We start from the raw sequence: 26,100 nt of genomic DNA, 5'->3' as shown, positions 1-26,100 counted from the left end.
GAGGGCGGTGGCTCGCCCTACTGAGCCCTACTGACGCAGCCGGAACCGTTCCATGCGCGACATCACCTGCATGCGGGTGCGCACGCCCAGCCGCTGCAGGATGGCGGACACGTGTTCCTTGACGGTGTTCTCGGTCAGCCCCAGCCGCCGCGCGATCACCTTGTTCGGCAGGCCTTCCAGCACCAGCGCCAGCACCGAGCCCTGGCGCGGCGTCAGGCCCAGTTCCGCCGGCGTGACCGGAATGCCGTGGGCCGGGCCGAACGACTGCGCGCGCCCGTTAAGGGCTTCATCGGTAGGGAAGGCGGTGTCGCCGGCCAGCACCTTGCGCACCGCGGCGGTGAAGGCATTGGCATCCAGGTGCTTGCCGACGAAGCCGCACGCCGACAGCGCACGGGCGCGGCCGACGATTTCAGGGGTGGCCTCGGCCGACATGAAGATAAAGCGCGCGCCCGGGATCACGGTCTTGAACGTCTGCATGGCATCGAAGCCGGTACCGTCGTTCAGCCAGATATCGAGCAGCACGATATCCGGGCGCAAGCCTTGCTGCAGGCTGGCCAGGGCCTCGCGGGCGCTGCCGGCGGCATGGACTGCCACATCCGGCATGACTTCGGCCAGGAAGGCGGTGGTCCCTGACAAGGCCATAGGATGATCATCGACCACCAACAACGTCGGTGCAGCGTTCGACATGCGAATTCCCGTTCAATTTACCCGTTTCGTCCTTGTTGTCACCTCTGCAGAGGACCTGTGTCATGCACAGGAATGGCGCGTGGACGTGGGGCCCACTCTAGCAGAGGGGGCGAAGCGTCACAATCCGTCAATCGGGTGATACGGCCTCGCTACCACAGATGCCCGGTTTGGCGCCTGTCCGGATCTCGTGAATTAAGCACGTACTGGTTTGGCTTTACCGGAGTTTAGCCCCTCGCCTTGGTAGAATTGCGCGATGAAAAAAATTGTCATCTTGATTTCCGGGCGAGGCTCCAACATGGAAGCCATCGTCCGGGCCTGCGCAGGCGGCGGCTGGCCCGCCCGCGTGGCGGCGGTCCTGTCGAACCGGCCGGACGCCCCGGGCTTGCAGTTTGCGCGCCAGCAAGGCATTGAAACCGGCGTGGTGGACCATCGCCAGCACCCTGACCGGGCCGCATTCGACGCGGCGCTGGCCGAGGCCATCGATGCGCACGCCCCCGACCTGGTGGTGCTGGCGGGTTTCATGCGTATACTCACGCCCGGCTTTGTCGACCGCTACGCGGGCCGGCTGCTGAACATCCATCCGTCGCTGCTGCCGTGCTTCCCCGGCCTGAACACCCACCAGCAGGCGCTGGATGCCGGCGTCAAGCTGCATGGCGCCACCGTGCATTTCGTGACGCCGGAGCTGGATCATGGCCCGATTGTGATCCAGGCAGCACTCGACGTGCAGCCGGCGGACACGCCCGCCACCCTGGCCGAGCGCCTGCTTGCGTGCGAGCACGTGATTTACCCCCGCGCCGTGCAGTGGTTCGTCGAGGACCGGCTGCAGCTCCAGAACGGCGTTGTCAACGTTATCAACCCGGCCGAACCGCAATTGCTGATGGCCATCTCCGCCGCAACCCCGGCGGCAGGAGTCGAGGCATGAGCCGTACCCAGGCAGGCAACCGTTCGCCGCGCGGCGAGGGCCGCGCCCCCGCGCGCAGCAAGGGCAAGGGCAGCCCGATCCGCAAGTCGCCCAACGCCAACGGCGCCCCGGTGCGCACGCATGGCGGGCTGCATGCCACCCATATCCAGCATATCGATCGCCTGCTGGGCAAGGTCATGCTGTTCGCGCGTCCCGCCGATGCGGTGGTCAGCTACTACTTCCGCGAAAACGCCAAGCTTGGCCACCGCGAGCGCGGCATCATTGCCGAAGCGATCTACGCGGTGCTGCGCCGGCGCGTCGAGTTCGCGCAGTTTGCCGAGAGCGGCACGGGGCCGGCCTCGCGCCGCCTGGCGCTGCTGGGACTGGCGGCGACGCTGGGCCGCGATACGCTGTCGCCGTTCCTGTATCCCGATGAAGCCGAATGGCTGGACCGCCTGACCACCATCGAGCGCGCCAGCCTGGCGCCGCGCGTGCGCGCCAACCTGCCCGAGTGGCTGTACGACGAACTGGTGCGCCAGCATGGCGAGGCCTTTGCCGCGGCCCTGGGCGACGCCTGGCTGCGCCCGGCGCCGCTGGACCTGCGCGTCAACCTGGCCAAGACCAGCCGCGAGGCCGCGCTGGCCGAGCTGCAGGCCGCAGGCCTCGGCGCCGAACCGACGCCGATGGCGCCGGCCGGCATCCGCATGGCTGGCAAGCCGGCGCTGAACCAGCTGCCGATCTTCGTCAATGGCCTGGTCGAGGTGCAGGACGAGGGCAGCCAGCTGCTGTGCAACCTGGTGGCGCCCAAGCGCGGCGAGATGGTGGTCGACTTCTGCGCCGGCGCGGGCGGCAAGACCCTGGCGCTGGGCGCGGCAATGCGCTCGACCGGCCGGCTCTACGCCTTCGACGTCTCGGAAAAGCGCCTGGCCAACCTGAAGCCGCGGCTGGCGCGCAGCGGCCTGTCCAACGTCCATCCGGTGCTGATCGATTCGGAGCGCGACGCCAAGATCAAGCGCCTGGCCGGCAAGGCCGACCGCGTGCTGGTGGACGCCCCCTGCAGCGGCCTGGGCACGCTGCGCCGCAATCCCGACCTGAAATGGCGGCAATCGCCGGAGTCGGTGCTGGAACTGACCGCCAAGCAGAGCGCGATCCTGGATTCCGCGGCGCGGCTGGTGAAGGGCGGCGGGCGGGTGGTCTACGCAACCTGCAGCGTGCTGGAAGCCGAGAACGAGCAGATCGTGCGCGACTTCCTGGCGGCGCACCCCAACTTCCGACTGGTGCCGGCGGCCGAAGTGCTGGCCGAGCAGAAGATCGAAGTGGCGGGACTGCCGGACAACGGCATGTTTGCCTTGTACCCGCACCTGCACCAGACCGATGGCTTCTTTGCCGCGGTGCTGGAGCGCACCAGCTGATCCCGGTTCCCCGCCGCGCCGCCCGCCGCGCGTGCGGGCGGCCCACACTGAAGCTCCACCATGAACGGTGAAACCCTGCCCGACCTCGGCGGCCTGAAAGACCTGAAAGCCTCGCATTCGATGTTCGGCAAGATGCTGGACGACCTGATCCGCGATGCCGGCGGTCCCGGCTTTTTCTGGCAATTGCTGGTGCTGGCCGGCTGCCTGGCGGTGGCGTGGCCGCTGGCGCGCTTCGTGGTGCGGCGGTTGGAGGCGCGCTACGAAGGTTCCAGCTTCTCGGTGCGCTTTGCCGCCGCCAGCCTGGAGCGCGCGATGTTTCCGCTCGCCGGCTGGGCGTTGGTGCTGGTGGCCCGCTTTGCGCTGGCCCCGCTGATCCCGGTCAGCGTGCTGCGGCTGGCGCTGGTGCCGCTGTTCGGCATCACCGCGCTGAATTTCACCTTCTATGTGCTGCGCCGCGTGATGTCGGGCAGCGGCCAGCTGCACGGCATGCTGCTGCTGGTGGAAAAGGTCCTGACCACGCTGGTCTGGGTCGGCATGGCGCTGTATGTGCTGGGCGTGCTGGGCGATGTGGTGGGCTGGATGGAGAGCGTGCGCTTTTCCATTGGCGGCAAGCAGAAGATCGGTGTCGCCGAGACCCTGATGGCGGTGGTCTGGATCCTGCTGACGGTGCTGGTGGCGCTGTGGTTCGGCTCGTGGCTGGAAGAGCGGCTGATGCGTTCGGCCAACCTCGACGGCAACCTGAAGGTGGTGCTGACGCGGATCTCCAAGGCCTTGCTGCTGCTGGTGTCGCTGCTGCTGAGCCTGTCGCTGGTGGGCATCGACCTGACCGTGCTGTCGGTATTCGGCGGCGCACTCGGCGTGGGCCTGGGGCTGGGGCTGCAGAAGATCGCCAGCAATTACATCTCGGGCTTCATCATCCTGCTGGACCGCTCGGTCAAGCTGGGCGACCAGATCACGGTGGACAAGTACACCGGCATCGTGTCGCAGATCCGTACCCGCTACACCGTGGTGCGCAATGGCGATGGCGAAACCCTGGTGCCGAACGAACAGCTGGTGGCACAGTCGGTGCAGAACCATTCGTTCTCGAATACCAATGTGCGCGTGGCGACCCGCGTGCAGGCCGACTACAGCGCTGATCCGGAAACCGTGATCGCCCTGCTGACGGCGTGCGTGCGCGACCTGCCGCGCGTCCTGCCTGATCCGGAGCCGGCCGCCTTCCTGGTGCTGTTCGCCGACAGCGGCATCGAGTACGAAGTCGCCGTCTATGTCGCCGATCCGCAAAACGGCAAGCTCGGGGTGCAGTCGGCGATGAACCGCGCCATCTGGCGCACGCTGCGCGAGCACGGCATCTCGATCCCATACCCGCAGCGCGAGTTGCGTGTGATGCATGAGACCCCGGTGTCAGGCACTGGCGCACCGACGGCGAACCCCTTGCCAGAGGCCGCCAACGCCTCCTGAGCGCCTCGGCAGGCTACAGGCCGGGGGAGCGGCGGATTCAGCACCCGTGGAACGAAAACCGTTGCGCCCCGTCCAAATCCGGGAAATAGCGTATGCTTGCGCCCTTTGCGATCCGGTAGAATGCCGGGTTGTCGCGGGTTGAGACATCCCGCTCCGACATCAGACAGCCGCCAGATTGCAGCGGCTCGTACCTGGCTCGCATTCACGAGCCGCTAGCCACGGGCGGCACCAGACTTGCCTGCCCGGGGGAACCCGGAGCGACTTCGGGTCCTGTGGCAAGCGCCAGACAGCTATCGCAATCAACTGATTCGCAGCTATTTTTTCTGCGCGTTGTGTGTACCGGCCGAGCCGGCTTGCACGGGAAAGTCCCTGTTTAACCGACGGAGAACAGTTTGTTCGACACTATTCTTGACTGGGCCGCCAACGGCCTCGCCAACTGGACCTGGTGGGAGATCGTCATCTACACGCTCGTGATGACGCATATCACGATCGCCGGCGTCACCATCTTCCTGCACCGCTGCATGGCGCACCGGTCGCTGGATCTGCACCCCATCGCGCAGCACTTCTTCCGCTTCTGGCTGTGGCTGACCACGGGCATGGTCACGCGCGAGTGGACCGCCATCCATCGCAAGCACCACGCCAAGTGCGAAACCGAAGACGATCCGCACAGCCCGCAGACCCGCGGCATCCGCAAGGTGCTGCTGGAAGGCGCCGAACTGTATCGCGCCGAGGCCAAGAACAAGGAAACCGTCGCCAAGTTCGGCCATGGCTGCCCCAACGACTGGATCGAGCGCAACGTGTACTCGCGCTTCGGCTGGCAGGGCGTCGGCCTGATGCTGATCATCGACCTGGCGCTGTTCGGCGTGATCGGCATGACCGTGTGGGCGGTGCAGATGCTGTGGATCCCGATCCATGCCGCCGGCGTCATCAATGGCCTGGGCCACTGGTGGGGCTACCGCAACTACGATTGCGAGGACGCATCGACCAACGTGTCGCCGTGGGGCCTGATCATCGGCGGCGAAGAGCTGCACAACAACCATCACACGTATCCGACCTCGGCCAAGTTTTCGATCAAGTGGTATGAGTTCGACGTGGGCTGGGGCTATATCCGCGCGATGCAGGCGGTCGGCCTGGCCAAGGTCAAGAAGACCCCGCCCAAGGCGCGCCTGGTGGAAGCCCGTCCGGTCGACCACAACACGCTGGAAGCCATCATTGCCAACCGCTATGACGTCATGGCGCGCTACGCCAAGGCCGTCAAGGGCGCGTTCCGCCAGGAGCTGGAAAAGCTCAAGGAAGGGCGCGTGGCTGAGTACCGCAGCTTCAAGCCCGCCGGCAAGTGGTTCCACCGCGAGGAAACCAAGCTGGCCGCGCAGCAGCGCGAGCAGCTGGCGAGCATCGTCGAGCACAACAAGGCGCTGCAGACTTTCGTCGAAATGCGCCGTGAACTGGCCGCCATCTGGGGCCGTTCCAACCTGACGCGCGAGCAGCTCCTGCAGCAGCTGCAGGCCTGGTGCCACCGTGCCGAGGCCAGCGGTATCCAGGCGCTGCATGATTTCTCGCTGCGCCTGCGCCGCTACGCCTGATACAATTCGGCCGCGCCGTATGGTTTGACAAAGCCCCGCCCATGGCGGGGCTTTTGTTTTAGATAAACTCCCCCATGTTCTGGCCGGCCGCACCCTGTTGGCGGAGGTCTAGAGGAGTACCCGGAGATGACCCCACAATCGATCAAGACCGTCGAGTTCGAGAAGCCGAACCTGATGGATGCCGAAAACGCCGCAGGCGCCAGTTGCGTGGCCCATGCCTGGGCCAAGGTGCCGCCAGTGCTGTCGCCTGATGAACGCCAGTCGCTGAAGGAGCGTATCCGCCGCTTGCTGAAGGAGCGCAATGCGGTGCTGGTGGCGCACTACTACGTCGACGCCGACCTGCAGGACCTCGCCGAAGAAACCGGCGGCTGTGTTTCCGACTCCCTCGAAATGGCGCGTTTCGGCCGCGACCACGAAGCCAGGACGCTGGTGGTGGCCGGCGTGCGCTTCATGGGCGAGACCGCCAAGATCCTCAGCCCCGAGAAGACCGTGCTGATGCCGGACCTGGACGCGACCTGCTCGCTCGACCTGGGTTGCCCGGCCGACGAATTCGCCGCCTTCTGCGATGCGCATCCGGATCGCACCGTGGTGGTCTACGCCAACACCAGTGCCGCCGTGAAGGCGCGCGCGGACTGGATGGTGACCTCGAGCATCGGCCTGAAGATCGTCGAGCACCTGCATGCGCAGGGCAAGAAGATCCTGTGGGCACCGGACAAGCACCTGGGCAGCTATATCCAGAAGCAGACCGGTGCCGACATGCTGCTGTGGCAGGGCTCGTGCCTGGTGCACGACGAGTTCAAGGGCATCGAGCTGGACCTGCTGCGCCGTGAATTCCCCAACGCCAAGATCCTGGTGCATCCGGAATCGCCGGAGAACGTGGTGGCGCAGGCCGATGTAGTCGGATCCACCTCGCAGCTGATCGAGGCCGCGCAGAAGCTGGACGCGACCGAATTCATCGTCGCCACCGACAACGGCATCCTGCACAAGATGCGCATGGCCGCGCCGGGCAAGCGCTTCATCGAAGCGCCCACCGCCGGCAACAGCGCCACCTGCAAGAGCTGCGCGCATTGCCCGTGGATGGCGATGAACGCGCTGACCAACCTGGCCGAGGTGCTGGAGACCGGCCGCAACGAGATTCATGTCGATCCCGTGATCGGCCGCCAGGCGGTCACGTGCATCGACCGCATGCTGGACTTCGCTGCCGCGCAGAAGCGCAATGTACGGCCGTCGGCCGACCTGGCCAAAGAGCAGGCGCTGTTCCAGGGGATCGGCCCGGCATGAGCGTGAACCCGATTTTCGATAGCTACGGCCCGGCTCTGCAGGCAGCGCTGCAGGCCAACGTGCAGGCGGCCATCGCGGAGGATGTCGGCAGCGGCGACCTGACCGGCCTGCTGGTGCCCGCGGACAAGGCCGCGCACGCGCGCGTGATCGTGCGCGAGTCGGCGGTGCTGTGCGGCCAGCCGTGGTTCGATGCCTGCATGCGCGCGGTGGACCCGGCCCTGGCAGTGCGATGGCTGCAGCAGGAAGGCGACCGCATGGCGCCGGACTCGGTGGTGTGCGAGATTACGGGCCCGGCCCGCGCGCTGCTGACCGCCGAGCGGCCGTCGCTGAATTTCCTGCAATTGTTGTCGGGCGTGGCAACCGCCACGCGTCGCTATGCCGACCTGATCGCCGGCACCCGTGCGCGCGTGCTCGATACCCGCAAGACGCTGCCCGGCCTGCGCCTGGCGCAGAAGTACGCGGTCCGTATCGGCGGCGGCGAGAACCAGCGGCTGGCGCTGTATGACGGCATCCTGATCAAGGAAAACCATATCGCCGCGGCCGGCAGCATCGGCGCGGCGATGCGGGCGGCGCTGGCGCTCGATACGCAGGCGTCGGTGCAGATCGAGGTAGAGTCCCTGGCCGAGCTGGAACAAGCCTTGGCCGCCGGGGCGAAGTCGGTGCTGATCGACAACTTCACCGTGCCGATGATGCAGGACGCAGTGAAGATCAACCAGGGCAGGGCGCTGCTGGAAGTGTCGGGCGGCGTCAACGCCGAGACCATCCGCACCTTCGCCGAGACCGGCGTCGACCGGATCTCGGTGGGCGCGCTGACCAAGGATGTGCGCGCGACGGATTACTCGCTGCGGATCATTGGCTGAGGGCTTGTTTCCCTCTCCCGCAAGCGGGAGAGGGAGCACGCAGTCGGCGGATTGGCGGCTCAGCGCTTGCGGACTGCAGGCGGCTGCATGACCGTCGGCAGCGCTTTCGGCAACGAATCCGGATAGTCCCGGCTGAAATGCAGGCCGCGGCTTTCATGGCGCGAGTAGGCGCTGTCGACGATCAGCGAGGCTACCTCCACCAGGTTGCGCAGTTCCAGCAAATCGCGCGTGACGCGGAAATTGGCGTAATACTCGGCAATCTCCTCGCGCAGCAGCACGATGCGGTGCTGCGCGCGTTCCAGGCGCTTGCTGGTGCGCACGATGCCGACGTAATTCCACATCATGCGACGCAACTCGTCCCAGTTGTGGGACACCACGACTTCTTCGTCGGCATCCGACACGCGGCTCTCGTCCCACGCTGGCAGCGCGATATTGGGCGCGCCGGCCTTGTCCTGCGCTGCGATGTCTTCCGCGGCGGCGCGGCCGATCACCATGCATTCGAGCAGCGAGTTCGAAGCCAGCCGGTTGGCGCCGTGCAGGCCGGTGCAGGCGGTTTCGCCCACGGCGTAGAGGTTGCCGATATCGGTGCGGCCCATGGTGTCCGTGACCACGCCACCGCAGGTGTAGTGCGCGGCCGGCACCACCGGGATGGGCTCGCGCGTGATATCGATGCCGAGTTCCAGGCAGCGCGCATGGATGGTCGGGAAGTGTTCTTTCAGGAAGGCTTCAGGCTGGTGCGTGATATCGAGATAGACGCAGTCCAGTCCGCGCTTCTTCATTTCGAAGTCGATCGCGCGCGCGACCACGTCGCGCGGGGCCAGTTCGGCGCGCTCATCGTGCTCGGGCATGAAGCGCGTGCCGTCGGGCAGCTTGAGCAGCCCGCCTTCGCCACGCACCGCTTCGGAGATCAGGAAGGACTTGGCATAGGGGTGGTACAGGCAGGTCGGGTGGAACTGGATGAACTCCATGTTCGACACCCGGCAGCCCGCGCGCCAGGCCATGGCAATGCCGTCGCCGGTGGCCGTGTCCGGGTTGGTGGTGTAAAGATAGACCTTGCCCGCACCGCCCGCGGCCAGCACGGTGTGCGTGGCGGTGACGGTGTGCACGGCCCCGGTGCGGTCGTCCAGCACGTAAAGGCCGTAGCAGCGGTTGCCCGGCAGCCCCATCTTGCGCGAAGTGATCAGGTCGATCGCGAAGTGGTCTTCCAGGATGGTGATGTTCGGGTGCTGCGTGGCCTGCTGCAGCAGCGTGCTGACCACGGCATGGCCAGTGGCGTCGGCGGCGTGGATGATGCGCCGGCGGCTATGGCCGCCTTCGCGGGTCAAGTGGAAGCCCAGCTCGGCCTGCGCGTCGCGCGTGAACGGCACGCCGCGGTCGATCAGCCACTGGATCGCCTCGCGCCCGTGCTCCACGATAAAACGCGTGGCCTCCTCATCGCACAGCCCCGCACCAGCAACGAGCGTGTCCTGCGTATGCTCATCATGGCTGTCGCCAGAATCCAGCACGGCGGCGATGCCGCCTTGCGCCCAGTCACTGGCGCCTTGCGTCATGGCGCGCTTGCTGAGGATGGCCACCCGGTGGGTGTCGGCCAGTTGCAATGCGACCGTAAGGCCGGCCAGGCCGCTGCCGACGATGGCGACGTCGAAATTCATGGTGCAAGGAGAGCGCCGGCAGGGCGCTTGGCAGGTGGGGGAAACGGCAAAGTCTACACCCGGCGCACCATCCCGTGCATCAGTAGACGGGGCCGAGGTGAAATCGCCGGGCAACAAAAAGCCCCGCGGCAGGGCGGGGCTTTCTGGCGGGATACCGGATCAATTACTTGATCTTGGTTTCCTTGTAAGCGACGTGCTTGCGGGCGACGGGATCGAACTTCATGATCTCCATCTTTTCCGGCATGGTGCGCTTGTTCTTGGTGGTGGTGTAGAAGTGACCCGTACCTGCGGTCGATTCCAGCTTGATCTTGTCGCGGCCGCCCTTGCTTGCCATGATGTACTCCTAATTAGACTTCGCCGCGTGCGCGCAGGTCGGCGAGCACGGAGTCGATGCCTTTCTTGTCGATCAGGCGCAGGCCGGCGTTCGAGACGCGCAGGCTCACCCAGCGGTTTTCGGATTCAACGAAGAAACGACGATTCTGCAGGTTGGGCAGAAAACGGCGCTTGGTCTTGTTGTTTGCGTGGGAAACGTTGTTGCCGACCATCGGCGCTTTCCCGGTCACTTGACAGACGCGTGCCATGAAGCACTCCTAAATCTTCTATTCGTGGACAATGTTCGCAACAGATCAACAAAAGGCGCGCGGGCCCGGACTGCAGCGGTTGAGACTTCAGCAAAACGGGCATTATAGACCGGATTCCCCCGGCGAATCAATGCCTTCTGTGCTCTGCCGCAGCCGGGTGTTGCGCTCCGGTTCAGTCGTGGCGTAGGCGTCACAGCCCGGGCAGGCGCTCGCAGGATTCCGCCAGCGAGCGGATTTCATGCCCCGCCACGATGAAGTGGTCGAGCAGCCGCACATCGATCAGGTCGAGCGTGCGCGCCAGTTCGCGCGTCAGGTGGATGTCGCTCTGGCTGGGCTCGGTGGTGCCGCGCGGATGGTTGTGGGCAACGATGACGCCGGCCGCATTATGCGCCAGCGCCTGGCGCGCCACCTCGCGCGGATAGACCGAGGTGCGCGTCAGCGTGCCGCGGAACAACTCCTCGCTGGCAAGCATGCGGTTGCCGGGATCCAGGAACAGGCACATGAAGACCTCATGCTGCAGCGGTGCCAGAGTCAGGCGCAGGTAGCCGCGCACCGACTCCGGCGAGTTGAAGCCGGCGGGCAGCCGCAGCGACTCGGCCAGCGCGCGCCGGGCCAGTTCCGGGATGGCCTGCAACTGGGCGAACTTTGCGGCGCCCATGCCACGGACGCCGCTCAGGGCGTGCCCCTCGGCCGCGAACAGGGCGGTCAGCGAGCCGAAGCGGTGCAGCAGCTCGCGTGCGAGGTCCACGGCACTCTTGCCGGCCGCGCCCACGCGCAGCAAAACGGCCAGCAATTCGGCATCGGACAGGGCGGCAGGGCCGCTTTCCAGCAGTTTCTCGCGGGGCCGCTCGCAGGCGGGCCATTTGGCAATGGTCATGGGCATCCAGAGTAGTCGCGTCAGGAACAGGGGCCTGCGGCCCTGGGGCGGCGGGCTATGGGCCAGTCGAATACAATACGGGTTGTTCCCTGGTTGATCACCCATGAATTTGCAAACTTTCGCGTCGGAAGCCGACGGCGGCACGGCTGGCCGCAAGACTGTCCAGGCCGACTCTTTCCTGACCCTGCACTACAGCATCGCGCTCGAGAACGGCACCGAGGTCGTCAGCACGTTCGAGGAGAAGCCCGCCACGCTGCTGCTGGGGCAGGGCCAGTTCGCGCCGACGCTTGAACAGGCGCTGCTGGGCATGCCCGAAGGCGAGCGCATGACCTACCGCCTGGCGCCGGAGCAGGCCTTCGGCCCCCGCAACACCGAGCTGCTGCAGTGGGTGTCGCTGGCCACGCTGCGCGAGAACAGTTCGTTCGAAGAGGACTACAGCCCCGGCGATCTGGTGGAGTTCAACGCGCCCGGCGGCGGTAAGTACGCCGGCGTGCTCAAGGAGATCGGCGAGACCGCCGCCTTGTTCGACTTCAACCATCCGCTGGCTGGGCAGACCATCCTGTTCGACGTGCAGCTGATCGGCATTCTCTGAACCGTTGCCACGTCGAACCTGTCCGGATACCGCCGCATGCCCGACCTGACCCCCGCACCCGCTGCAGAAATCCTGATGGCCCAGCCACGCGGCTTCTGCGCCGGCGTGGACCGCGCCATCGAGATCGTCGAGCGCGCCCTCGAGCGCTTCGGCGCACCCATCTACGTCCGCCACGAAATCGTCCACAACGCCTATGTGGTGGCCGACCTGCGCCGCAAGGGCGCGGTGTTCGTGGGCGAGCTCGACGAGGTGCCCGCCGGCGCCACCGTCATCTTCAGCGCCCATGGCGTGTCGCGCGAAGTGCGCGAAGAGGCCGCCCGGCGCGGACTGCACGTCTTCGATGCCACCTGCCCGCTGGTGACCAAGGTGCACGTGGAAGTGAGCAAGCTGCGCGCGCAGGGCTGCGAGATCGTGATGATCGGCCACCGCGGCCACCCGGAAGTTGAAGGCACGATGGGCCAGGCCAACGGCGGCATGGTGCTGGTGGAGTCGGTCGGCGATGTCCAGACGCTGCAGATCGCCGATCCGTCGCGGCTGGCGTACGTTACCCAGACCACGCTGTCGGTGGACGAGACCCGCGAGATCGTGGCCGCGCTCAAGGCCCGCTTCCCGGAGATCCGCGAGCCCAAGAAGCAGGACATCTGCTATGCCACGCAAAACCGCCAGGACGCGGTGAAGTTCATGGCGCCGCAGGTTGAAGTGGTGATCGTGGTCGGCAGTCCCAACAGTTCCAACTCCAACCGCCTGCGCGAACTGGCCGAGCGGCTGGGCGTGCCGGCCTACATGGTCGACGCACCCGAGCAGGTGCGGCCGGAGTGGGTCGCCGGCAAGCGACGCATCGGCCTGACCGCCGGAGCCTCGGCGCCCGAGGCGCTGGCCCAGTCCATCGTCGAGCGCCTGCGCGAACTGGGTGCGCGCCAGGTGCGGCCGCTCGACGGCATCGAGGAAAACATGGCGTTCCCGCTGCCGCGCGGCTTGCTGCCTACCAGTGCAGCCGCCTGAGCGCGTTGCGGGCGTGGCCCGCCGCTTGAATGCCTGCCTGATAAAAGGGCGCCGCTGTTGCGGCGCCCTTTTTGTTTCTGGCGTCTCCCAGGCTGGGGATAATGCCCGCCGCTGGTGCCGGCACGCCCGCGATTCGTGCCGGGGCGCTAATCAGGGTAATCCCCGAAGCTGGGGTTTTCCCTATTATGGTGCGGCGCTACATTCTGCACATTAGAGAGCAGCGCCACGCGATTTAAATGGAACACCTAATTAATAAAGGTGCATTATAGGTGGTGCCGGCGATGCTTCCTTGCCGCCTGGGGCGGTGCAGGCACGGTTCTTGTAAGAAGGAGGGGCGGCCGCGTCATGTGAGCGGGAATTGCCGCAATCTGTGCATTGGGGAAATTCCCTAGCTTAAATGGCCGGTAAATCGTCAAGGATGTTGCGTCGCGTATTGCATCGACTTGGAAAGGGGATACAATGCGCGCGTTTCAAATTGAAACTAAACAAAGGCGGTCCAGGGGAAACGTCCGGGCGGCGTTGCAAATCCCTGTTTTTGTGAATCCTAGGAGATCACTCATGCAAATCACGTTTGCCAAGATTCTGCCGATCGCGGCCGCAGTGGCGCTGGTCGCAGCTTGCGGCAAGAAGGAAGAAAAGCCGGCGGATGCGGCCTCTTCGGCGCCGGCAGCAGCGGCTCCCGCAGCGCCGGCAGCCGGCGGCGGCGAAACCGTCGTCAAGATCGGCCACGCGGCCCCGCTGACCGGCGGCATCGCGCACCTTGGCAAGGACAACGAAAACGGCGCCCGCCTGGCCGTGGAAGAAGTCAACAAGAAGGGCCTGGAGATCGGCGGCAAGAAGGTCAAGCTGGAACTGGTCGGCGAAGATGATGCGGCCGACCCGAAGACCGGCACCGCCGTGGCGCAGAAGCTGGTCGACGCCAAGGTCGTGGCCGTGGTCGGCCACCTGAACTCGGGCGTGTCGATTCCCGCGTCGAAGATCTACAGCGACGCCGGCATCGTGCAGATCTCGCCGTCGTCGACCAACCCGGACTACACCAAGCAAGGCTTCAAGACCACATACCGCGTGGTCGCCACCGACGCCCAGCAGGGCCCGGCGCTGGCCAACTACGCCGCCAAGACCCTGCACGCCAAGAGCGTGGCCATCGTCGACGATGCCACTGCCTACGGCAAGGGCCTGGCCGACGAGTTCGAGAAGACCGCCAAGGCTTCCGGCGTGAACGTGGTCGCGCGTGAGGCTACCAACGACAAGGCCACCGACTTCAAGGCCATCCTGACCAAGATCAAGGGCAAGAAGCCGGACGTGATCATGTACGGCGGCATGGACGCCACCGGCGGCCCGTTCGCCAAGCAGGCCAAGGAACTGGGCATCGGCGCCAAGATCGTTGGCGGCGACGGCGTCTGCACCGACAAGGTGGCCGAGCTGGCCGGCGATGCCGTGACCAACATCATCTGCTCGGAGGCAGGCCTGGCCCTGTCGAAGATGGAGACCGGTGCCGACTTTGACAAGCGCTACCAGGCTCGCTTCAACGCCCCGGTGCAGATCTACGCACCGTTCACGTATGACGCCGTGATGGTCGTCGTCGATGCCATGAAGCGCGCCAACTCGACCGAACCGGCTGCCATCCTGGCCGAAATGCCCAAGACCAACTACAAGGGTGTGATCGGCAATATCGCCTTCGACGAGAAGGGCGACATGAAGGAAGGCACCATCACGCTGTACGAGTACAAGGACAAGAAGAAGTCCGTCCTCGACGTCGTGAAGATGTAATCTGGGCTTACCGGCCCATCCGAACGGCACCGTGAGTATTTTGCGGTGCCGTTCTTTTTAGCCTGGCCTAATGTAGAAGCATCCTTACCATGGATGGAGCAGGGCAGGCCGCTCACCAGCAAACCACCACCGCAACGTTACCCATCACACACCAGAGTCCCCCCGGCATCCACACCATGCCGTAAGGTCTGGGACTGAAGCAGGAGTTTTCATGGATATCTTTATCCAGCAGATCGTGAACGGTCTGGTGCTCGGCAGCATTTATGCGCTGATCGCACTGGGCTACACCATGGTCTACGGCATTCTCGGCATCATCAACTTCGCCCACGGCGACGTGCTGATGATCGGCGCGCTGACCGCCCTGTCAGCCATCCTCGGATTGCAGAAGTTCGCCCCCGGCCTGCCTGAATGGCTGACGCTGGTGATTGCCACGCTGATCGCCATGCCGGTCTGCGCGATCCTGTCCTATTCGATCGAGCGGATCGCCTACCGGCCCTTGCGCAATGCGCCACGGCTGGCACCGCTGATCACCGCGATCGGGGTTTCCATCATCCTGCAGACCATGGGCATGCTGATCTGGTCGCGCAACCCGCTGACGTTCCCGCAGCTGCTGCCGTCCAACCCGATCGACATCGGCTCGACCGGCGCCACCATCACCGGCAAGGAAATGGTCATCATCGGCATGGCCGTGATGGTGATGTCCGGCCTGCTGGCCCTGGTCAACCGCACCAAGCTCGGCCGCGCCATGCGCGCCACCGCCGAGAACCAGAAGGTGGCCGGCCTGATGGGCGTGAACCCCAATTTCGTCATTTCCGCCACCTTCATGATCGGCGCCACCCTGGCCGCGCTGGCCGGCGTGATGATGGCCACCAACTACGGCAACGCCCACTTCTACATGGGCTTCATTCCCGGCCTGAAGGCGTTTACCGCCGCGGTGCTGGGCGGCATCGGCAACCTTGCGGGCGCCATGGTCGGCGGCATGCTGCTGGGCCTGATCGAAGCGCTCGGCGCCGGCTACATCGGCGACCTGACCAACGGCGTGTTCGGCTCGAACTACCAGGATGTCTTTGCCTTCATCGTACTGATCACCGTGCTCGTCTTCCGTCCGTCCGGCATCATGGGCGAACGCGTGGCGGATCGCGCCTGAGGAGAGCGAATCCATGAATACTCCGATTCCATCCACGGCCGCCGTCGCGGCGCCATCCAAGGTGCCGGCCAAGACCCTGGCGGCACTGCTTGGCTTCCTGGTGATCGCCCTGTGCGCACCGTTCTTCGTCCAGACCCTGGGCGGCAACTACTGGGTCCGCGTGCTGGACTTCGCGCTGCTGTACATCATGCTGGCGCTAGGCCTGAACATCGTGGTGGGCTTTGCCGGCCTGCTTGACCTGGGCTATATCGCGTTCTACGCGGTGGGTGCCTACCTGATGGCGCTGCTGGGCTCGCCCCACCTGGCGAACCAGTTCGAGTGGATCCACCAGCTGTTCCCCACCGGCATCCACGTGTCGATGTGGTTCGTGTTGCCGATCGCGATCCTGGTAGCCGCTACGTTCGGCGTGCTGCTCGGGGCGCCAACGCTCAAGCTGCGCGGCGACTACCTGGCCATCGTGACGCTGGGCTTCGGCGAGATCGTCCGGATCTTCATGAACAACCTGGACCGTCCGGTCAACATCACCAACGGTCCCAAGGGCATCACCGCGGTCGACCCCGTGCATATCTTTGGCTTCGATTTCTCCAAGTCGCACGAGATCTTCGGGCTAAAGTTCACGCCGGTGTTCATGTACTACTACCTGCTGGTGTTCCTGGTCATCGTGATCGTGTTCGTGAGCCTGCGGCTGCAGAACTCGCGCATCGGGCGCGCCTTCGTGGCCATCCGCGAAGACGAGATCGCCGCCAAGGCGATGGGCATCAACACCCGCAACATCAAGCTGCTGGCTTTTGCCATGGGCGCGTCGTTCGGCGGCGCATCGGGCGCGGTGTTCGGTGCGTTCCAGGGCTTCGTCTCGCCGGAATCGTTCACGCTGTGGGAATCGATCTACGTGCTGGCGATCGTGGTGCTGGGCGGCATGGGCCATATCCCGGGCGTGATCCTGGGCGGCGTGCTGCTGGTGGGTTTCCAGGAACTGCTGCGCGTGGTCGCCGAGCCGATGCAGACCGGCCTGTTCGGCCATGTGATCGTCGATGCCGAGGTGCTGCGCCAGCTGCTGTTCGGCCTGGCCCTGGTCGGCGTGATGCTGTACCGCCCGTCAGGCATCTGGCCCTCGCCGCGCAAGGAAGACCGCCCGGTGGTGCGCCGCGCGGGCAATATCGGCCGTCTGTAAACCGGAGGAAGACATGAGCAACAACGATTTCCTCCTGTCGGTGCAGGGGGTCAACAAGCGTTTCGGCGGCCTGCAGGCACTGTCCGACGTAGGCCTGCAGATCAAGCCGGGCGAGATCTATGGGCTGATCGGTCCCAACGGCGCCGGCAAGACCACCTTCTTCAACGTGATCACCGGCCTGTACACGCCGGATTCGGGCGAGTTCGTGCTGGGTGGCAAGCCCTACCAGCCGACCGCCGTGCATGAGGTGGCCAAGGCCGGCATCGCGCGCACGTTCCAGAATATCCGGCTGTTCGGCGACATGACCGCGCTCGAGAACGTGATGGTCGGGCGCCACGTGCGCTCCAAGGCCGGCGTGTTCGGCGCGATCTTCCGCCCGCCCTCGGTGCGGCGTGAGGAAGACGGCATCGAAGACCTGGCGCATGACCTGCTCGACTACGTCGGCATCGGCAAATACGCCAACTTCACCGCGCGCAACCTGTCGTACGGCCACCAGCGCCGGCTGGAGATCGCCCGCGCGCTGGCGACCGAGCCCAAGCTGCTGGCGCTGGACGAACCGGCCGCCGGCATGAACGCGACCGAGAAGGTAGAGCTGCGCGGCCTGCTCGACAAGATCAAGAACGATGGCAAGACCATCCTGCTGATCGAGCACGACGTGAAGCTGGTGATGGGACTGTGCAACCGCCTGACGGTGCTGGACTATGGCAAGGTGATTGCCCAGGGCCTGCCACACGAGGTGCAGAACAACCCCGCGGTGATCGAGGCCTACCTCGGCACCTCGGCGCACTGACGCGGGAGCGGACGTCATGAATCAGCCTGCAATGAAACAGACAGTATTGAAGATCTCCGGCCTGAAGGTTGCCTACGGCGGCATCCAGGCCGTCAAGGGCATCGACCTGGAAATCCAGGACGGCGAACTGGTCACGCTGATCGGCGCCAACGGCGCCGGCAAGACCACCACCATGAAGGCCATCACCGGCCTGCAGGGCTGGGCCGGCGGCGACGTGGAGTACATGGGCAAGTCGATCAAGGGCGTGCCCAGCTACGCGCTGCTCAAGCACGGCCTGGCGATGGTGCCGGAAGGCCGCGGCGTGTTTGCGCGCATGACCATCACCGAGAACCTGCAGATGGGCGCCTACACGCGCAACGACGAGGCCGGCATCAAGGCCGACGTCGAGCGCATGTTCGGCATCTTCCCGCGCCTGAAGGAACGCGCCAACCAGCTGGCGGGCACCATGTCCGGCGGCGAGCAGCAGATGCTGGCGATGGCGCGCGCGCTGATGAGCCAGCCCCGGGTGCTGCTGCTGGACGAGCCGTCGATGGGCCTGTCGCCGATCATGGTGGAGAAGATCTTCGAGGTCGTGCGCGACATCTCGGCGCAGGGCGTGACCGTGCTGCTGGTCGAGCAGAACGCGCGCCTGGCGCTGCAGGCCGCGCACCGCGGCTACGTGATGGAGTCAGGCCTGATCACCATGAGCGGGGACGCCAGGCAGATGCTGGACGATCCGAAGGTGCGGGCGGCGTACCTGGGGGAGTAAAGGCGCCAGCAAGATCGAACGGTTTTGGGTGCTCCCAAGCCGCCCGAACTAGCCTAAGCAAGGTGTTCCCCCTCTCCCCTCATGGGGAGAGGGTCGGGGTGAGGGGTGGTCTAGCTGGGAACCACATCAAGCAGGGCCAACGGTTTTCATAAGCTCGTAGCGCTGGCAAACGCCGGCCCTCACCCCCGGCCCCTCTCCCGCAAGCGGGAGAGGGGAGCAAACCTGCGACGAGCAGCGTTTGCCAGTAGCTCTCAAGCCTCGCTCCCGCGAGGCTTTTTTGTCAGCCCAGCTTCTTCAGCAGCGTGCGCAGCATGCCGATCATCTGGTCGATCTCTTCGCGCGTGACGTTCAGCGCCGGCATGAAGCGCAGCAGGTTGGCGCGCGGCGCGTTCAGCAGCAGGCCTTGCGGGGCCATGTCGCGCGCTTCCTCCACCAGTTGCGGGCCGATGTCCTTGCCCAGCAGCAGCGCGCGCAGCAGGCCTTCGCCACGTTCGCCCTCGAGGCCGAACTCGCCCGACAGCGCCAGCAGCTGCTCCTTCAGGTATTCACCCTTGGCCTTGACGTCGTCGAGGAAGCCGGGGGCGGTCAGCTGCTCGATCACGGCGCTGCCCACCGCGGTCATGAGCGGATTGCCGTTGTAGGTGCCGCCCTGGTCGCCGGCCTCGAAGCTGGCGACCTCGGCCTTGCACAGCAGCGCCGACAGCGGCACGCCGCCGCCGATGCCCTTGCCCAGCGTCATGATGTCCGGCTCCACGCCCGACAGCTCATAGGCGAACAGCGTGCCGCAGCGGCCGCAGCCGGCCTGCACTTCATCGACGATGAACAGCAGCTTGTGCTTGTCGGCCAGCGCGCGCAGGCCCTGCATGAACTCGCGCGTGGCCGGGATCACGCCGCCTTCGCCCTGCACCGGCTCGAGCATGATGCCGACGGTCTTGTCGGTGATCAGCTTTTCCACCGAGGCCAGGTCGTTCAGTTCGGCCTTGGGGAAGCCCGGCACCTGCGGCGCGAAGATGGTGTCCCAGCCGGCCTTGCCCGATGCGCTCATGGTGGCGAGCGTGCGGCCATGGAAGCTGTGGTCCATGGTGATGATCTCGTAGGCGCCATCCTTGTGCTTGCGGCCCCATTTGCGCGCCAGCTTGATCGCGCCTTCGTTGGCCTCGGCGCCGCTGTTGGCGAAGAAGACCTTGTCGAAGCAGCTGTGGTCGGTCAGCTGCCTGGCCAGCTTGAGCATCGGCTCGTTGTAGAAGGCCGGGCTCGGGTTGATGATCTTCTTCGACTGCGCCACCAGCGCCTCGATCATGCCCGGATTGGAATGGCCCAGGCAGTTCACCGCCCAGCCCTGCACGAAGTCCAGGTAGCGCTTGCCGTTGTGATCCGTCAGCCAGGAGCCCTTGCCCTCGGTGAACACGAGCTCGGGCCGGTTGGTGATGTACATCAGGGATTGGACGGGATACTCAGCAAATGCCATGGCGGACTCCAGGGGTCGGCGTGTAACGATGGACGGACGGGCGCGAAAGACGCAACGAGAACAAAAACAAAAAGCCACGGGGGTTGCCCGTGGCTCGTTGACATGAACAGACGCAGTCGACGGTCAGCCGCGCGGCACCCCAGCGGGGAGCGACGTACGGAAGCTGCGGCGTCGGTTGAAGGTCGTGTGCATGCGGGCAAATATAAGGCGCATGGGCCCGGGTGTCAAAACGAATTTTGGCGGACCCGGGCACTGTTGCGCTGGCGGAACGGCGCGTGGACGGCCTTCAGGCCGCCGGGGGGGCCGCGTGCATGTCGGCCTCGGAGGTGAACGAGTCGGCGAAGAACGCATCCTCGTGCAGGCGGCACTGGCGCGTGAAGTCGCCGCGTGCGGCGTTGATCATCACCGGCGCGCCGCAGGCGTAGACCTCGTGGCCCGACAGGTCGGGGTGATCGGCGATGACCGCCTGGTGGACGAAGCCGGTGCGGCCCTGCCAGTTGTCTTCGGGTAGCGCGTCGGAAACCACCGGCACGTATTTGAAGTGGGGCAGGTCGCGCGCCCACTGCTCGGCCAGCGCGTGCATATACAGGTCCTTGGGCCGGCGGCCGCCCCAGTACAGCGTCATCGGGCGGGTGATGCCGGTGTAGGCGGCATGCTCGACGATGGCCTTGATCGGCGCGAAGCCGGTGCCGGACGCCAGCAGGATGATCGGCGCTTCCGATTCCTCGCGCAGGAAGAAGCTGCCCAGCGGCCCTTCGAAGCGCAGGATGTCGCGCTCTTTCATGGCAGGCTGGCCTTCCTTCGCGCCGAACACGTAGTCGGTGAAGGCACCGCCCGGCATATGGCGGATATGCAGTTCGATCGGGCCGTCCTCATGCGGCGGCGTGGCGATCGAATAGCTGCGGCGCTTGCCGTCGCGCAGCAGGAACTCAACATACTGGCCGGCCAGGTACTGCATGCGCTCGGTGGCGGGCAGCTGCAGCTTGATGGCGATCACGTCGTCGGCCAGGCGCTCCAGCGAGGTCACGCGGCACGGCACCTTCTTGATCGGGATGTCGCCCGCGCCGTGGACTTCGCGGCATTCGATGGTGATGTCCGAGGCAGCGTTGGCGCAGCAGAACAGCGCGCGGCCCTCGGTCTTTTCCTGGGCGGTCAGTGCCGAAGGGGCGTGGTCGCCCTGCACGATGCTGCCTTCGAGCACGCGGCCCTTGCACGACCCGCAGGCGCCGTTCTTGCAGCCGTAGGGCAGCCCGATGCTGTGGCGCAGGGCAGCGCCGAGGATGGTTTCGTCCGTGGCCACTTCAAACTTGTGGCCGCTGGGCATGACGGTTACTTGATAAGCCATAATCGGTCTATGAGCCAAATTCTGTCGAAGCTGCAGCCTGCGCGCGCTCCACAATTTCCGCGGCTGCCGGTGCCATCGCGCCGGCTGGGCCGCCCGCGCCTGCTGATCGTAGGCTGCGGGGATGTGGGGACACGCTGCCTGCGAATCCTGTCGTCGCGCATGCGGGTCTTCGCCGTGACCTCGCAGCCGGCGCGCCGCGCCGAACTGCGTGCCGCCGGCGCGGTGCCGCTGGTGGCGGACCTGGACCGGCCGGCCACGCTGGCACGGCTGCGCGGGCTGGCCGCCCGGGTGCTTGACCTGGCGCCGCCACCCGGGCAGGGCGAAGGCGATCCGCGCACGCGTGCACTGCTCGCCGCATTGCGCCGGACGGCCTGGCGCCGTGCCAGGACGGCTGCCGGCATGCTTCCCGGCGAGCCCGCCATTCTACCCGACCGTACCCGGCCCCGCGCTGCGTTTGTCTACGCCAGCACCTCCGGCGTCTACGGCGACAGGCAAGGCGCGCGCGTGGCCGAATTCCATGCGGTGCGGCCGCAAACCGCCCGCGCGCGCCGCCGTGTCGCCGCCGAGCAGGCGGTGCGCGCGTTCGGCCGCGACGCCGGCTGGCGCACCAGCGTAGTGCGCATCCCCGGCATCTACGCCGAAGACCGCCTGCCGGTGGCGCGCCTCAAGCGCGGCACGCCGGCGCTGGTGCCGCAGGATGACGTCTATACCAGCCACATCCATGCCGACGACCTCGCGCGCATCATGGTGGCGGCGCTGTTCCGCGGGCGCCCGCAGCGCGTGGTCCACGCCAGCGACGATACCGAGCTGCGCATGGCGGACTATTTCGACCTTGTCGCCGCGCGCCGCGGGCTGCCGCGTCCGCCGCGCATCACGCGCGGCGAGGCGCTACAGGTCATGGACAAGACCCTGCTCAGCTTCATGAGCGAATCGCGCCGGCTCGACAACCGCCGTCTCAAGCGCGAACTGCGGCTGCGGCTGCGTTATCCCACCGTCAACGCCTTCTTCGACGCCTGATTTCCTCCGGCGGATCCCAGGCCCTGGCATGGGGTTTGCTGGCTAGCTGCGTCGTCTGAATCCTGTCTATACAGCAGCGCTTTCTGTGCGCAGAACTGGTGCCCTGTTGCCAGAGTGGTGCCCGCCATGGGGCCGCGTTCGTGATGTAAGGCGCATTTCAGGGCATTTATCCTCCTGGTTGCTTGGTGAAAGCCCTACGTTGACTTGTATATACAGGCATTGTTTAATGCCCGAAAACGAGCGCGGCCACACGCATGGCCCGCCGTCGACGGACACACCAAAGGAGCGTACAGATGAGGAATCCAGGCAGGTTTCGCGGTCGGAGGGCAGTGCAGGCAGCGATGCTGATGGCGGCATGGGGGGCGGGCGCGGCACAGGCGGATAACACGCCGGTGACGCTGGGCATGAGCGGCTGGACCGGTTTCGCGCCGCTGACGCTGGCCGACAAGGCCGGCATCTTCAAGAAGAACGGCGTCGACGTCGACATCAAGATGATCCCGCAGAAGGACCGCCACCTGGCGCTGGCCTCCGGTGCGATCCAGTGCGCGGCGACCACCGTGGAGACCCATGTGGCCTGGAACGCCAATGGCGTGCCCATCACCCAGATCGTGCAGCTCGACAAGTCCTACGGCGCAGACGGCCTGGCCGTGCGCACCGACGTGAAGAGCTTTGCCGACCTGAAGGGCAAGACCATCGGCGTCGATGCGCCGGGCACCGCGCCGTACTTCGGCCTGGCCTGGATGCTGAAGAAGAACGGCATGTCGCTCAAGGACGTGAAGACCACCACGCTGTCGCCGCAGGCCGCGGCGCAAGCCTTCGTGGCGGGGCAGAACGACGGCGCCATGACCTATGAGCCGTACCTGTCGACGGTGCGCCAGAACCCGGACAAGGGCAAGATCCTGGCGACCACGCTCGACTATCCGATGGTGACCGACACGCTCGGCTGCGCGCCCAAGTGGCTCAAGGACAATCCCAAGGCCGCGCAGGCGCTGGTCGACAGCTACTTCGAGGCGCTCGAGATGATCCGCAAGGAGCCGGCCAAGGCCAACGACATCATGGGCGCGGCGGTCAAGCAGACCGGCGAGCAGTTCGCCAAGTCGTCCGCCTACCTGCGCTGGCAGGATCGCGAGGCCAACAAGAAGTTCTTCGACGGCGAGCTCGCCAGTTTCAGCAAGGAAGCGGCCGCGGTGCTGCTGGACATCGGCGTGATCCGCCAGGTGCCGGACGTGACCAAGCTGTACGACGCGCGTTTCCTCAAGTAACCCGGCAGTTTTCAGGAGGCGTGACGTCATGACGCAAGCCCGCATTGGTTCACCCGCCCCGGCCGCCGCCGTGGCGGCCCCCGCCGCCGGGGAAGCGCCGGTGCGCCGGCGCCATCCGTGGCTGGCACCGCTGGTGCCGGTGGCGCCCAACACCCGCTGGATGCTCGGCCTGTCCTTCTTCGTGCTGTTCTTCGGCATCTGGGCCGTGGTGACACTGGGCGGCTTCGTGCCGCGCACGTTCCTGGCAGACCCGATGACGATGGCCAGGGAAGGCCTGACCCTGTTCACCGAGTACAACTTCATCGGCGACATCGGCATGACCGTGTGGCGCGTGGTCGGCGGCTTCGTGCTGGCCGCGGTGCTCGCGGTGCCGCTGGGCATCTTCATGGGCGCGTACAAGGCGGCCGAGGCCTTCTTCGAGCCCTTTGTCTCGTTCTGCCGCTACCTGCCGGCGTCGGCCTTCATCCCGCTGCTGATCCTGTGGGCCGGCATCGGCGAGACCCAGAAGCTGCTGGTGATCTTCATCGGCTCGTTCTTCCAGATCGTGCTGATGGTGGCGGTGGCGGTCGGCGGTGCGCGCAAGGACCTGGTCGAGGCCGCGTACACGCTGGGCGCCAACAGCGCCGGCATCGTGCGGCGCGTGCTGATCCCCGGCGCCGCGCCGGAGATCGCAGAGATCCTGCGGCTGGTGCTGGGCTGGGCCTGGACCTACGTGATCGTGGCAGAACTGATCGGCTCGTCGTCGGGCATCGGCCACATGATCACCGACAGCCAGGCGCTGCTCAATACCGGGCAGATCATCTTCGGCATCATCGTGATCGGCTGCATCGGCCTGGTCTCGGATCTTGTCTTCAAGCGCGCCAACCAGCGCCTGTTCCCGTGGAGTTCGATCCAATGAGCGCACTGTCCATCCAGCAGGTCTCGCGGACCTTCTCCAACCCGCGGGGCGGACAGACACTGGCGCTGCAGCCGGTCGATTTCGAAGTGCGCGACAACGACTTCGTCACCATCCTGGGCCCGTCGGGCTGCGGCAAGTCCACGCTGCTGCGCATCGTCGCGGGCCTGGATACCCCGACCAGCGGGCGCGTGCTGCTTGACGGCCAGCCGGTGTTCGCGCCGGGCGCGGACCGCGGCATGGTGTTCCAGTCGTACACGTTGTTCCCGTGGCTGACGATCGAGCAGAACGTGCGCTTCGGCCTGCGCGAGCGCGGCATGAGCGCGGCCGAGCAGAAGGAGCGCAGCGACTTCTTCATCCAGCGCGTCGGGCTGCGCGGCTTCGAGCACCATTTCCCCAAGCAGCTGTCTGGCGGCATGCAGCAGCGCACCGCGATTGCCCGCGCGCTGGCCAACGACCCCAAGATCCTGCTGCTCGACGAGCCCTTCGGCGCGCTCGACAACCAGACCCGCGTGCTGATGCAGGAGTTGCTGCTGGGCATCTGGGAGGCATCGCGCAAGACGGTATTATTCGTGACCCACGATATCGACGAGGCCATCTTCATGGCCAACCGGGTGGCGGTGTTCTCCGCCAGGCCGGGTCGGATCAAGAGCGAAATCGCGGTCGATTTTCCGCACCCGCGCCATTACACGATCAAGACCACGCCGGAGTTCTCCGCGCTCAAGGCGCGGCTGACCGAGGAAATCCGCGCCGAGGCCATGGCCGCGGCCGAGCACTAAGACCTTATGAACCACGCCGCCGGCACCCCGACTTCCGCTTCTGCCTCTCCCACCGCGCTCTACCAGCAGGTGAAGGAGTACATCGCCCGCCAGATCCAGAGCGGCGCGTGGCAGCCGGGCGACCGGGTGCCGTCGGAGCAGGAACTGGTGAACCGCTTCGGCGTCTCGCGCATGACCGTGAACCGGGCGCTGCGCGAGCTGCAGGAGCAGGGGCGGGTGGTGCGCGTGGCCGGCGTGGGCACCTTCGTCGCCGAGCACAAGCCGCAGTCGACGCTGCTGTCGGTGGTCAACCTGCAGGACGAGATCCGCATGCGCGGGCATGACTACGCCTGCGACGTGATCCTGGTCGAGCGCGTCTCGGCCTCGATCGAGGTGGCCGCGGCGCTGGAGTTGCGCACCGGCGAATCGGTGTTCCATTCGGTCTGCGTGCATCGCGAGGACGGTGTGCCGGTGCAGCTGGAAGACCGCTACGTCAACCCGCGCGTGGCGCCAGACTTCATCAGCCAGGACTTCAGCGCGACCCAGCCCGGCGAATACCTGCTGCGCCATGTGCCCTACGACCAGGTCGAGCATGTGGTCGACGCTATTGCTGCCACGCCGGAACAGGCCGCGCAGCTGGAAATGCCGCCGACGCAGGCGTGCCTGATGCTGACGCGCCGCACCTGGACCAACGGCGTGCCGGTGACCTTTGTGCGCTGCCTGCATCCGGGCAACCGCTACCGCCTCGGCAGCCGCTTCCGCGCCGACGGCAATCCCGCTTTCGGCTGATTCCACAAGAATCCGCCTGACGACCTAAATTTTCACCTAAGCTGTATAGACAGG

General features: G+C 66.0%; 25 protein-coding genes. 18 read left to right on the top strand and 7 right to left on the bottom strand.

Annotated elements, in window-relative coordinates:
* Positions 1–27 precede the first annotated feature (27 nt).
* Positions 28–687: a response regulator gene (locus ACOCMH_RS29925; RefSeq protein WP_012353747.1), complete on the bottom strand. Its 660-nt coding sequence runs from the start codon at positions 685–687 to the stop codon at positions 28–30.
* A gap of 253 nt (positions 688–940) precedes the next feature.
* On the opposite strand from ACOCMH_RS29925, the gene purN reads away from it, so the two are divergent.
* From purN to nadC, 6 genes are all read left to right on the top strand, one after another.
* Positions 941–1,609: a phosphoribosylglycinamide formyltransferase gene (gene purN / locus ACOCMH_RS29920; RefSeq protein ID WP_171515811.1), complete on the top strand. Its 669-nt coding sequence runs from the start codon at positions 941–943 to the stop codon at positions 1,607–1,609.
* Positions 1,606–3,000 (top strand): RsmB/NOP family class I SAM-dependent RNA methyltransferase, encoded by a 1,395-nt coding sequence (locus tag ACOCMH_RS29915; RefSeq protein WP_427311102.1) that lies wholly within the window; start codon positions 1,606–1,608, stop codon positions 2,998–3,000. The genes purN and ACOCMH_RS29915 overlap by 4 nt, the downstream gene beginning before the upstream one ends.
* Positions 3,001–3,060: 60 nt before the next feature.
* Complete coding sequence (locus ACOCMH_RS29910; RefSeq protein ID WP_427311100.1) at positions 3,061–4,458, top strand: mechanosensitive ion channel family protein; 1,398 nt, start codon at positions 3,061–3,063, stop codon at positions 4,456–4,458.
* A gap of 392 nt (positions 4,459–4,850) precedes the next feature.
* Complete coding sequence (locus ACOCMH_RS29905; RefSeq protein ID WP_171515808.1) at positions 4,851–6,041, top strand: DesA family fatty acid desaturase; 1,191 nt, start codon at positions 4,851–4,853, stop codon at positions 6,039–6,041.
* 126 nt (positions 6,042–6,167) lie between these two features.
* Positions 6,168–7,322 carry a quinolinate synthase NadA gene (gene nadA, locus ACOCMH_RS29900; RefSeq protein ID WP_427311098.1) on the top strand — a complete coding sequence of 385 codons (1,155 nt, stop codon included), beginning with the start codon at positions 6,168–6,170 and terminating at the stop codon, positions 7,320–7,322.
* Positions 7,319–8,182, top strand: a complete 864-nt coding sequence (nadC, locus tag ACOCMH_RS29895; protein ID WP_427311096.1) for a carboxylating nicotinate-nucleotide diphosphorylase — start codon at positions 7,319–7,321, stop codon at positions 8,180–8,182. Before nadA ends, nadC begins: the two co-directional genes overlap by 4 nt.
* Before the next feature lie 59 nt (positions 8,183–8,241).
* On the opposite strand, the gene nadB is transcribed toward nadC, so the two are convergent.
* From nadB to radC, 4 genes are all read right to left on the bottom strand, one after another.
* Positions 8,242–9,834, bottom strand: a complete 1,593-nt coding sequence (nadB, locus tag ACOCMH_RS29890; protein WP_427311095.1) for an L-aspartate oxidase — start codon at positions 9,832–9,834, stop codon at positions 8,242–8,244.
* A 163-nt stretch (positions 9,835–9,997) separates the two neighbouring features.
* Positions 9,998–10,168 carry a 50S ribosomal protein L33 gene (gene rpmG / locus ACOCMH_RS29885; protein ID WP_010814980.1) on the bottom strand — a complete coding sequence of 57 codons (171 nt, stop codon included), beginning with the start codon at positions 10,166–10,168 and terminating at the stop codon, positions 9,998–10,000.
* Between the two features lie 13 nt (positions 10,169–10,181).
* Positions 10,182–10,415, bottom strand: a complete 234-nt coding sequence (gene rpmB / locus ACOCMH_RS29880; RefSeq protein ID WP_006575661.1) for a 50S ribosomal protein L28 — start codon at positions 10,413–10,415, stop codon at positions 10,182–10,184.
* Positions 10,416–10,605: 190 nt separating this feature from the next.
* Positions 10,606–11,292 carry a RadC family protein gene (gene radC / locus ACOCMH_RS29875; RefSeq protein WP_427311092.1) on the bottom strand — a complete coding sequence of 229 codons (687 nt, stop codon included), beginning with the start codon at positions 11,290–11,292 and terminating at the stop codon, positions 10,606–10,608.
* 103 nt (positions 11,293–11,395) lie between these two features.
* Between radC and ACOCMH_RS29870 the strand changes: the two genes are divergently transcribed.
* The 7 genes from ACOCMH_RS29870 (at position 11,396) to ACOCMH_RS29840 (ending at position 18,512) form a co-directional block, all read left to right on the top strand.
* A complete protein-coding gene (locus ACOCMH_RS29870) occupies positions 11,396–11,884 on the top strand; it encodes an FKBP-type peptidyl-prolyl cis-trans isomerase (protein ID WP_427311090.1) in 489 nt (162 codons plus the stop codon).
* A 36-nt stretch (positions 11,885–11,920) separates the two neighbouring features.
* Positions 11,921–12,886, top strand: a complete 966-nt coding sequence (ispH, locus tag ACOCMH_RS29865; RefSeq protein WP_427311088.1) for a 4-hydroxy-3-methylbut-2-enyl diphosphate reductase — start codon at positions 11,921–11,923, stop codon at positions 12,884–12,886.
* 558 nt (positions 12,887–13,444) lie between these two features.
* A complete protein-coding gene (locus tag ACOCMH_RS29860; RefSeq protein WP_427311086.1) occupies positions 13,445–14,656 on the top strand; it encodes a branched-chain amino acid ABC transporter substrate-binding protein in 1,212 nt (403 codons plus the stop codon).
* 211 nt (positions 14,657–14,867) lie between these two features.
* Positions 14,868–15,803 (top strand): branched-chain amino acid ABC transporter permease, encoded by a 936-nt coding sequence (locus tag ACOCMH_RS29855; RefSeq protein WP_427311084.1) that lies wholly within the window; start codon positions 14,868–14,870, stop codon positions 15,801–15,803.
* Positions 15,804–15,816: 13 nt separating this feature from the next.
* Complete coding sequence (locus ACOCMH_RS29850; protein WP_427311082.1) at positions 15,817–16,974, top strand: ABC transporter permease subunit; 1,158 nt, start codon at positions 15,817–15,819, stop codon at positions 16,972–16,974.
* Between the two features lie 13 nt (positions 16,975–16,987).
* Positions 16,988–17,764, top strand: a complete 777-nt coding sequence (locus ACOCMH_RS29845; protein ID WP_427311081.1) for an ABC transporter ATP-binding protein — start codon at positions 16,988–16,990, stop codon at positions 17,762–17,764.
* 31 nt (positions 17,765–17,795) lie between these two features.
* Positions 17,796–18,512 (top strand): ABC transporter ATP-binding protein, encoded by a 717-nt coding sequence (locus ACOCMH_RS29840; RefSeq protein ID WP_427311079.1) that lies wholly within the window; start codon positions 17,796–17,798, stop codon positions 18,510–18,512.
* A 280-nt stretch (positions 18,513–18,792) separates the two neighbouring features.
* On the opposite strand, the gene ACOCMH_RS29835 is transcribed toward ACOCMH_RS29840, so the two are convergent.
* Both ACOCMH_RS29835 and ACOCMH_RS29830 read right to left on the bottom strand, forming a co-directional pair.
* Positions 18,793–19,980: an acetylornithine transaminase gene (locus ACOCMH_RS29835; RefSeq protein WP_427311077.1), complete on the bottom strand. Its 1,188-nt coding sequence runs from the start codon at positions 19,978–19,980 to the stop codon at positions 18,793–18,795.
* Between the two features lie 286 nt (positions 19,981–20,266).
* A complete protein-coding gene (locus ACOCMH_RS29830; protein ID WP_427311075.1) occupies positions 20,267–21,325 on the bottom strand; it encodes a CDP-6-deoxy-delta-3,4-glucoseen reductase in 1,059 nt (352 codons plus the stop codon).
* 9 nt (positions 21,326–21,334) lie between these two features.
* Here ACOCMH_RS29830 and ACOCMH_RS29825 point away from each other — a divergent pair, with 9 nt between their 5' ends.
* The 5 genes from ACOCMH_RS29825 (at position 21,335) to hutC (ending at position 26,046) form a co-directional block, all read left to right on the top strand.
* Complete coding sequence (locus ACOCMH_RS29825) at positions 21,335–22,342, top strand: NAD-dependent epimerase/dehydratase family protein (RefSeq protein ID WP_427311073.1); 1,008 nt, start codon at positions 21,335–21,337, stop codon at positions 22,340–22,342.
* 293 nt (positions 22,343–22,635) lie between these two features.
* Positions 22,636–23,604, top strand: a complete 969-nt coding sequence (locus ACOCMH_RS29820) for an ABC transporter substrate-binding protein (RefSeq protein WP_427311071.1) — start codon at positions 22,636–22,638, stop codon at positions 23,602–23,604.
* A gap of 28 nt (positions 23,605–23,632) precedes the next feature.
* Entirely contained in the window at positions 23,633–24,502 is an 870-nt protein-coding gene (locus tag ACOCMH_RS29815) for an ABC transporter permease (RefSeq protein WP_427311070.1), read from the top strand.
* Positions 24,499–25,278, top strand: a complete 780-nt coding sequence (locus ACOCMH_RS29810; protein WP_012353726.1) for an ABC transporter ATP-binding protein — start codon at positions 24,499–24,501, stop codon at positions 25,276–25,278. Before ACOCMH_RS29815 ends, ACOCMH_RS29810 begins: the two co-directional genes overlap by 4 nt.
* A gap of 6 nt (positions 25,279–25,284) precedes the next feature.
* The gene (gene hutC, locus ACOCMH_RS29805; RefSeq protein WP_171515791.1) at positions 25,285–26,046 is read left to right on the top strand and encodes a histidine utilization repressor; all 762 of its coding nucleotides are present in this window, start codon (positions 25,285–25,287) and stop codon (positions 26,044–26,046) included.
* Positions 26,047–26,100: the final 54 nt, after the last annotated feature.

The organism is Cupriavidus sp. H39, from assembly GCF_050271075.1.
GTDB lineage: Bacteria > Pseudomonadota > Gammaproteobacteria > Burkholderiales > Burkholderiaceae > Cupriavidus > Cupriavidus necator_B.
This window is presented reverse-complemented; position numbering and strand designations above follow the sequence as displayed.

What these genes read in the sequence shown, in the direction of transcription:
- ACOCMH_RS29925 (WP_012353747.1), bottom strand. Translation starts at nt 687, where the DNA reads ATGTCGAACGCTGCACCGACGTTGTTGGTGGTCGATGATCATCCTATG.
- purN (WP_171515811.1), top strand. Translation starts at nt 941, where the DNA reads ATGAAAAAAATTGTCATCTTGATTTCCGGGCGAGGCTCCAACATGGAA.
- ACOCMH_RS29915 (WP_427311102.1), top strand. Translation starts at nt 1,606, where the DNA reads ATGAGCCGTACCCAGGCAGGCAACCGTTCGCCGCGCGGCGAGGGCCGC.
- ACOCMH_RS29910 (WP_427311100.1), top strand. Translation starts at nt 3,061, where the DNA reads ATGAACGGTGAAACCCTGCCCGACCTCGGCGGCCTGAAAGACCTGAAA.
- nadA (WP_427311098.1), top strand. Translation starts at nt 6,168, where the DNA reads ATGACCCCACAATCGATCAAGACCGTCGAGTTCGAGAAGCCGAACCTG.
- nadC (WP_427311096.1), top strand. Translation starts at nt 7,319, where the DNA reads ATGAGCGTGAACCCGATTTTCGATAGCTACGGCCCGGCTCTGCAGGCA.
- nadB (WP_427311095.1), bottom strand. Translation starts at nt 9,834, where the DNA reads ATGAATTTCGACGTCGCCATCGTCGGCAGCGGCCTGGCCGGCCTTACG.
- rpmG (WP_010814980.1), bottom strand. Translation starts at nt 10,168, where the DNA reads ATGGCAAGCAAGGGCGGCCGCGACAAGATCAAGCTGGAATCGACCGCA.
- rpmB (WP_006575661.1), bottom strand. Translation starts at nt 10,415, where the DNA reads ATGGCACGCGTCTGTCAAGTGACCGGGAAAGCGCCGATGGTCGGCAAC.
- radC (WP_427311092.1), bottom strand. Translation starts at nt 11,292, where the DNA reads ATGACCATTGCCAAATGGCCCGCCTGCGAGCGGCCCCGCGAGAAACTG.
- ACOCMH_RS29870 (WP_427311090.1), top strand. Translation starts at nt 11,396, where the DNA reads ATGAATTTGCAAACTTTCGCGTCGGAAGCCGACGGCGGCACGGCTGGC.
- ispH (WP_427311088.1), top strand. Translation starts at nt 11,921, where the DNA reads ATGCCCGACCTGACCCCCGCACCCGCTGCAGAAATCCTGATGGCCCAG.
- ACOCMH_RS29860 (WP_427311086.1), top strand. Translation starts at nt 13,445, where the DNA reads ATGCAAATCACGTTTGCCAAGATTCTGCCGATCGCGGCCGCAGTGGCG.
- ACOCMH_RS29855 (WP_427311084.1), top strand. Translation starts at nt 14,868, where the DNA reads ATGGATATCTTTATCCAGCAGATCGTGAACGGTCTGGTGCTCGGCAGC.
- ACOCMH_RS29850 (WP_427311082.1), top strand. Translation starts at nt 15,817, where the DNA reads ATGAATACTCCGATTCCATCCACGGCCGCCGTCGCGGCGCCATCCAAG.
- ACOCMH_RS29845 (WP_427311081.1), top strand. Translation starts at nt 16,988, where the DNA reads ATGAGCAACAACGATTTCCTCCTGTCGGTGCAGGGGGTCAACAAGCGT.
- ACOCMH_RS29840 (WP_427311079.1), top strand. Translation starts at nt 17,796, where the DNA reads ATGAAACAGACAGTATTGAAGATCTCCGGCCTGAAGGTTGCCTACGGC.
- ACOCMH_RS29835 (WP_427311077.1), bottom strand. Translation starts at nt 19,980, where the DNA reads ATGGCATTTGCTGAGTATCCCGTCCAATCCCTGATGTACATCACCAAC.
- ACOCMH_RS29830 (WP_427311075.1), bottom strand. Translation starts at nt 21,325, where the DNA reads ATGGCTTATCAAGTAACCGTCATGCCCAGCGGCCACAAGTTTGAAGTG.
- ACOCMH_RS29825 (WP_427311073.1), top strand. Translation starts at nt 21,335, where the DNA reads ATGAGCCAAATTCTGTCGAAGCTGCAGCCTGCGCGCGCTCCACAATTT.
- ACOCMH_RS29820 (WP_427311071.1), top strand. Translation starts at nt 22,636, where the DNA reads ATGAGGAATCCAGGCAGGTTTCGCGGTCGGAGGGCAGTGCAGGCAGCG.
- ACOCMH_RS29815 (WP_427311070.1), top strand. Translation starts at nt 23,633, where the DNA reads ATGACGCAAGCCCGCATTGGTTCACCCGCCCCGGCCGCCGCCGTGGCG.
- ACOCMH_RS29810 (WP_012353726.1), top strand. Translation starts at nt 24,499, where the DNA reads ATGAGCGCACTGTCCATCCAGCAGGTCTCGCGGACCTTCTCCAACCCG.
- hutC (WP_171515791.1), top strand. Translation starts at nt 25,285, where the DNA reads ATGAACCACGCCGCCGGCACCCCGACTTCCGCTTCTGCCTCTCCCACC.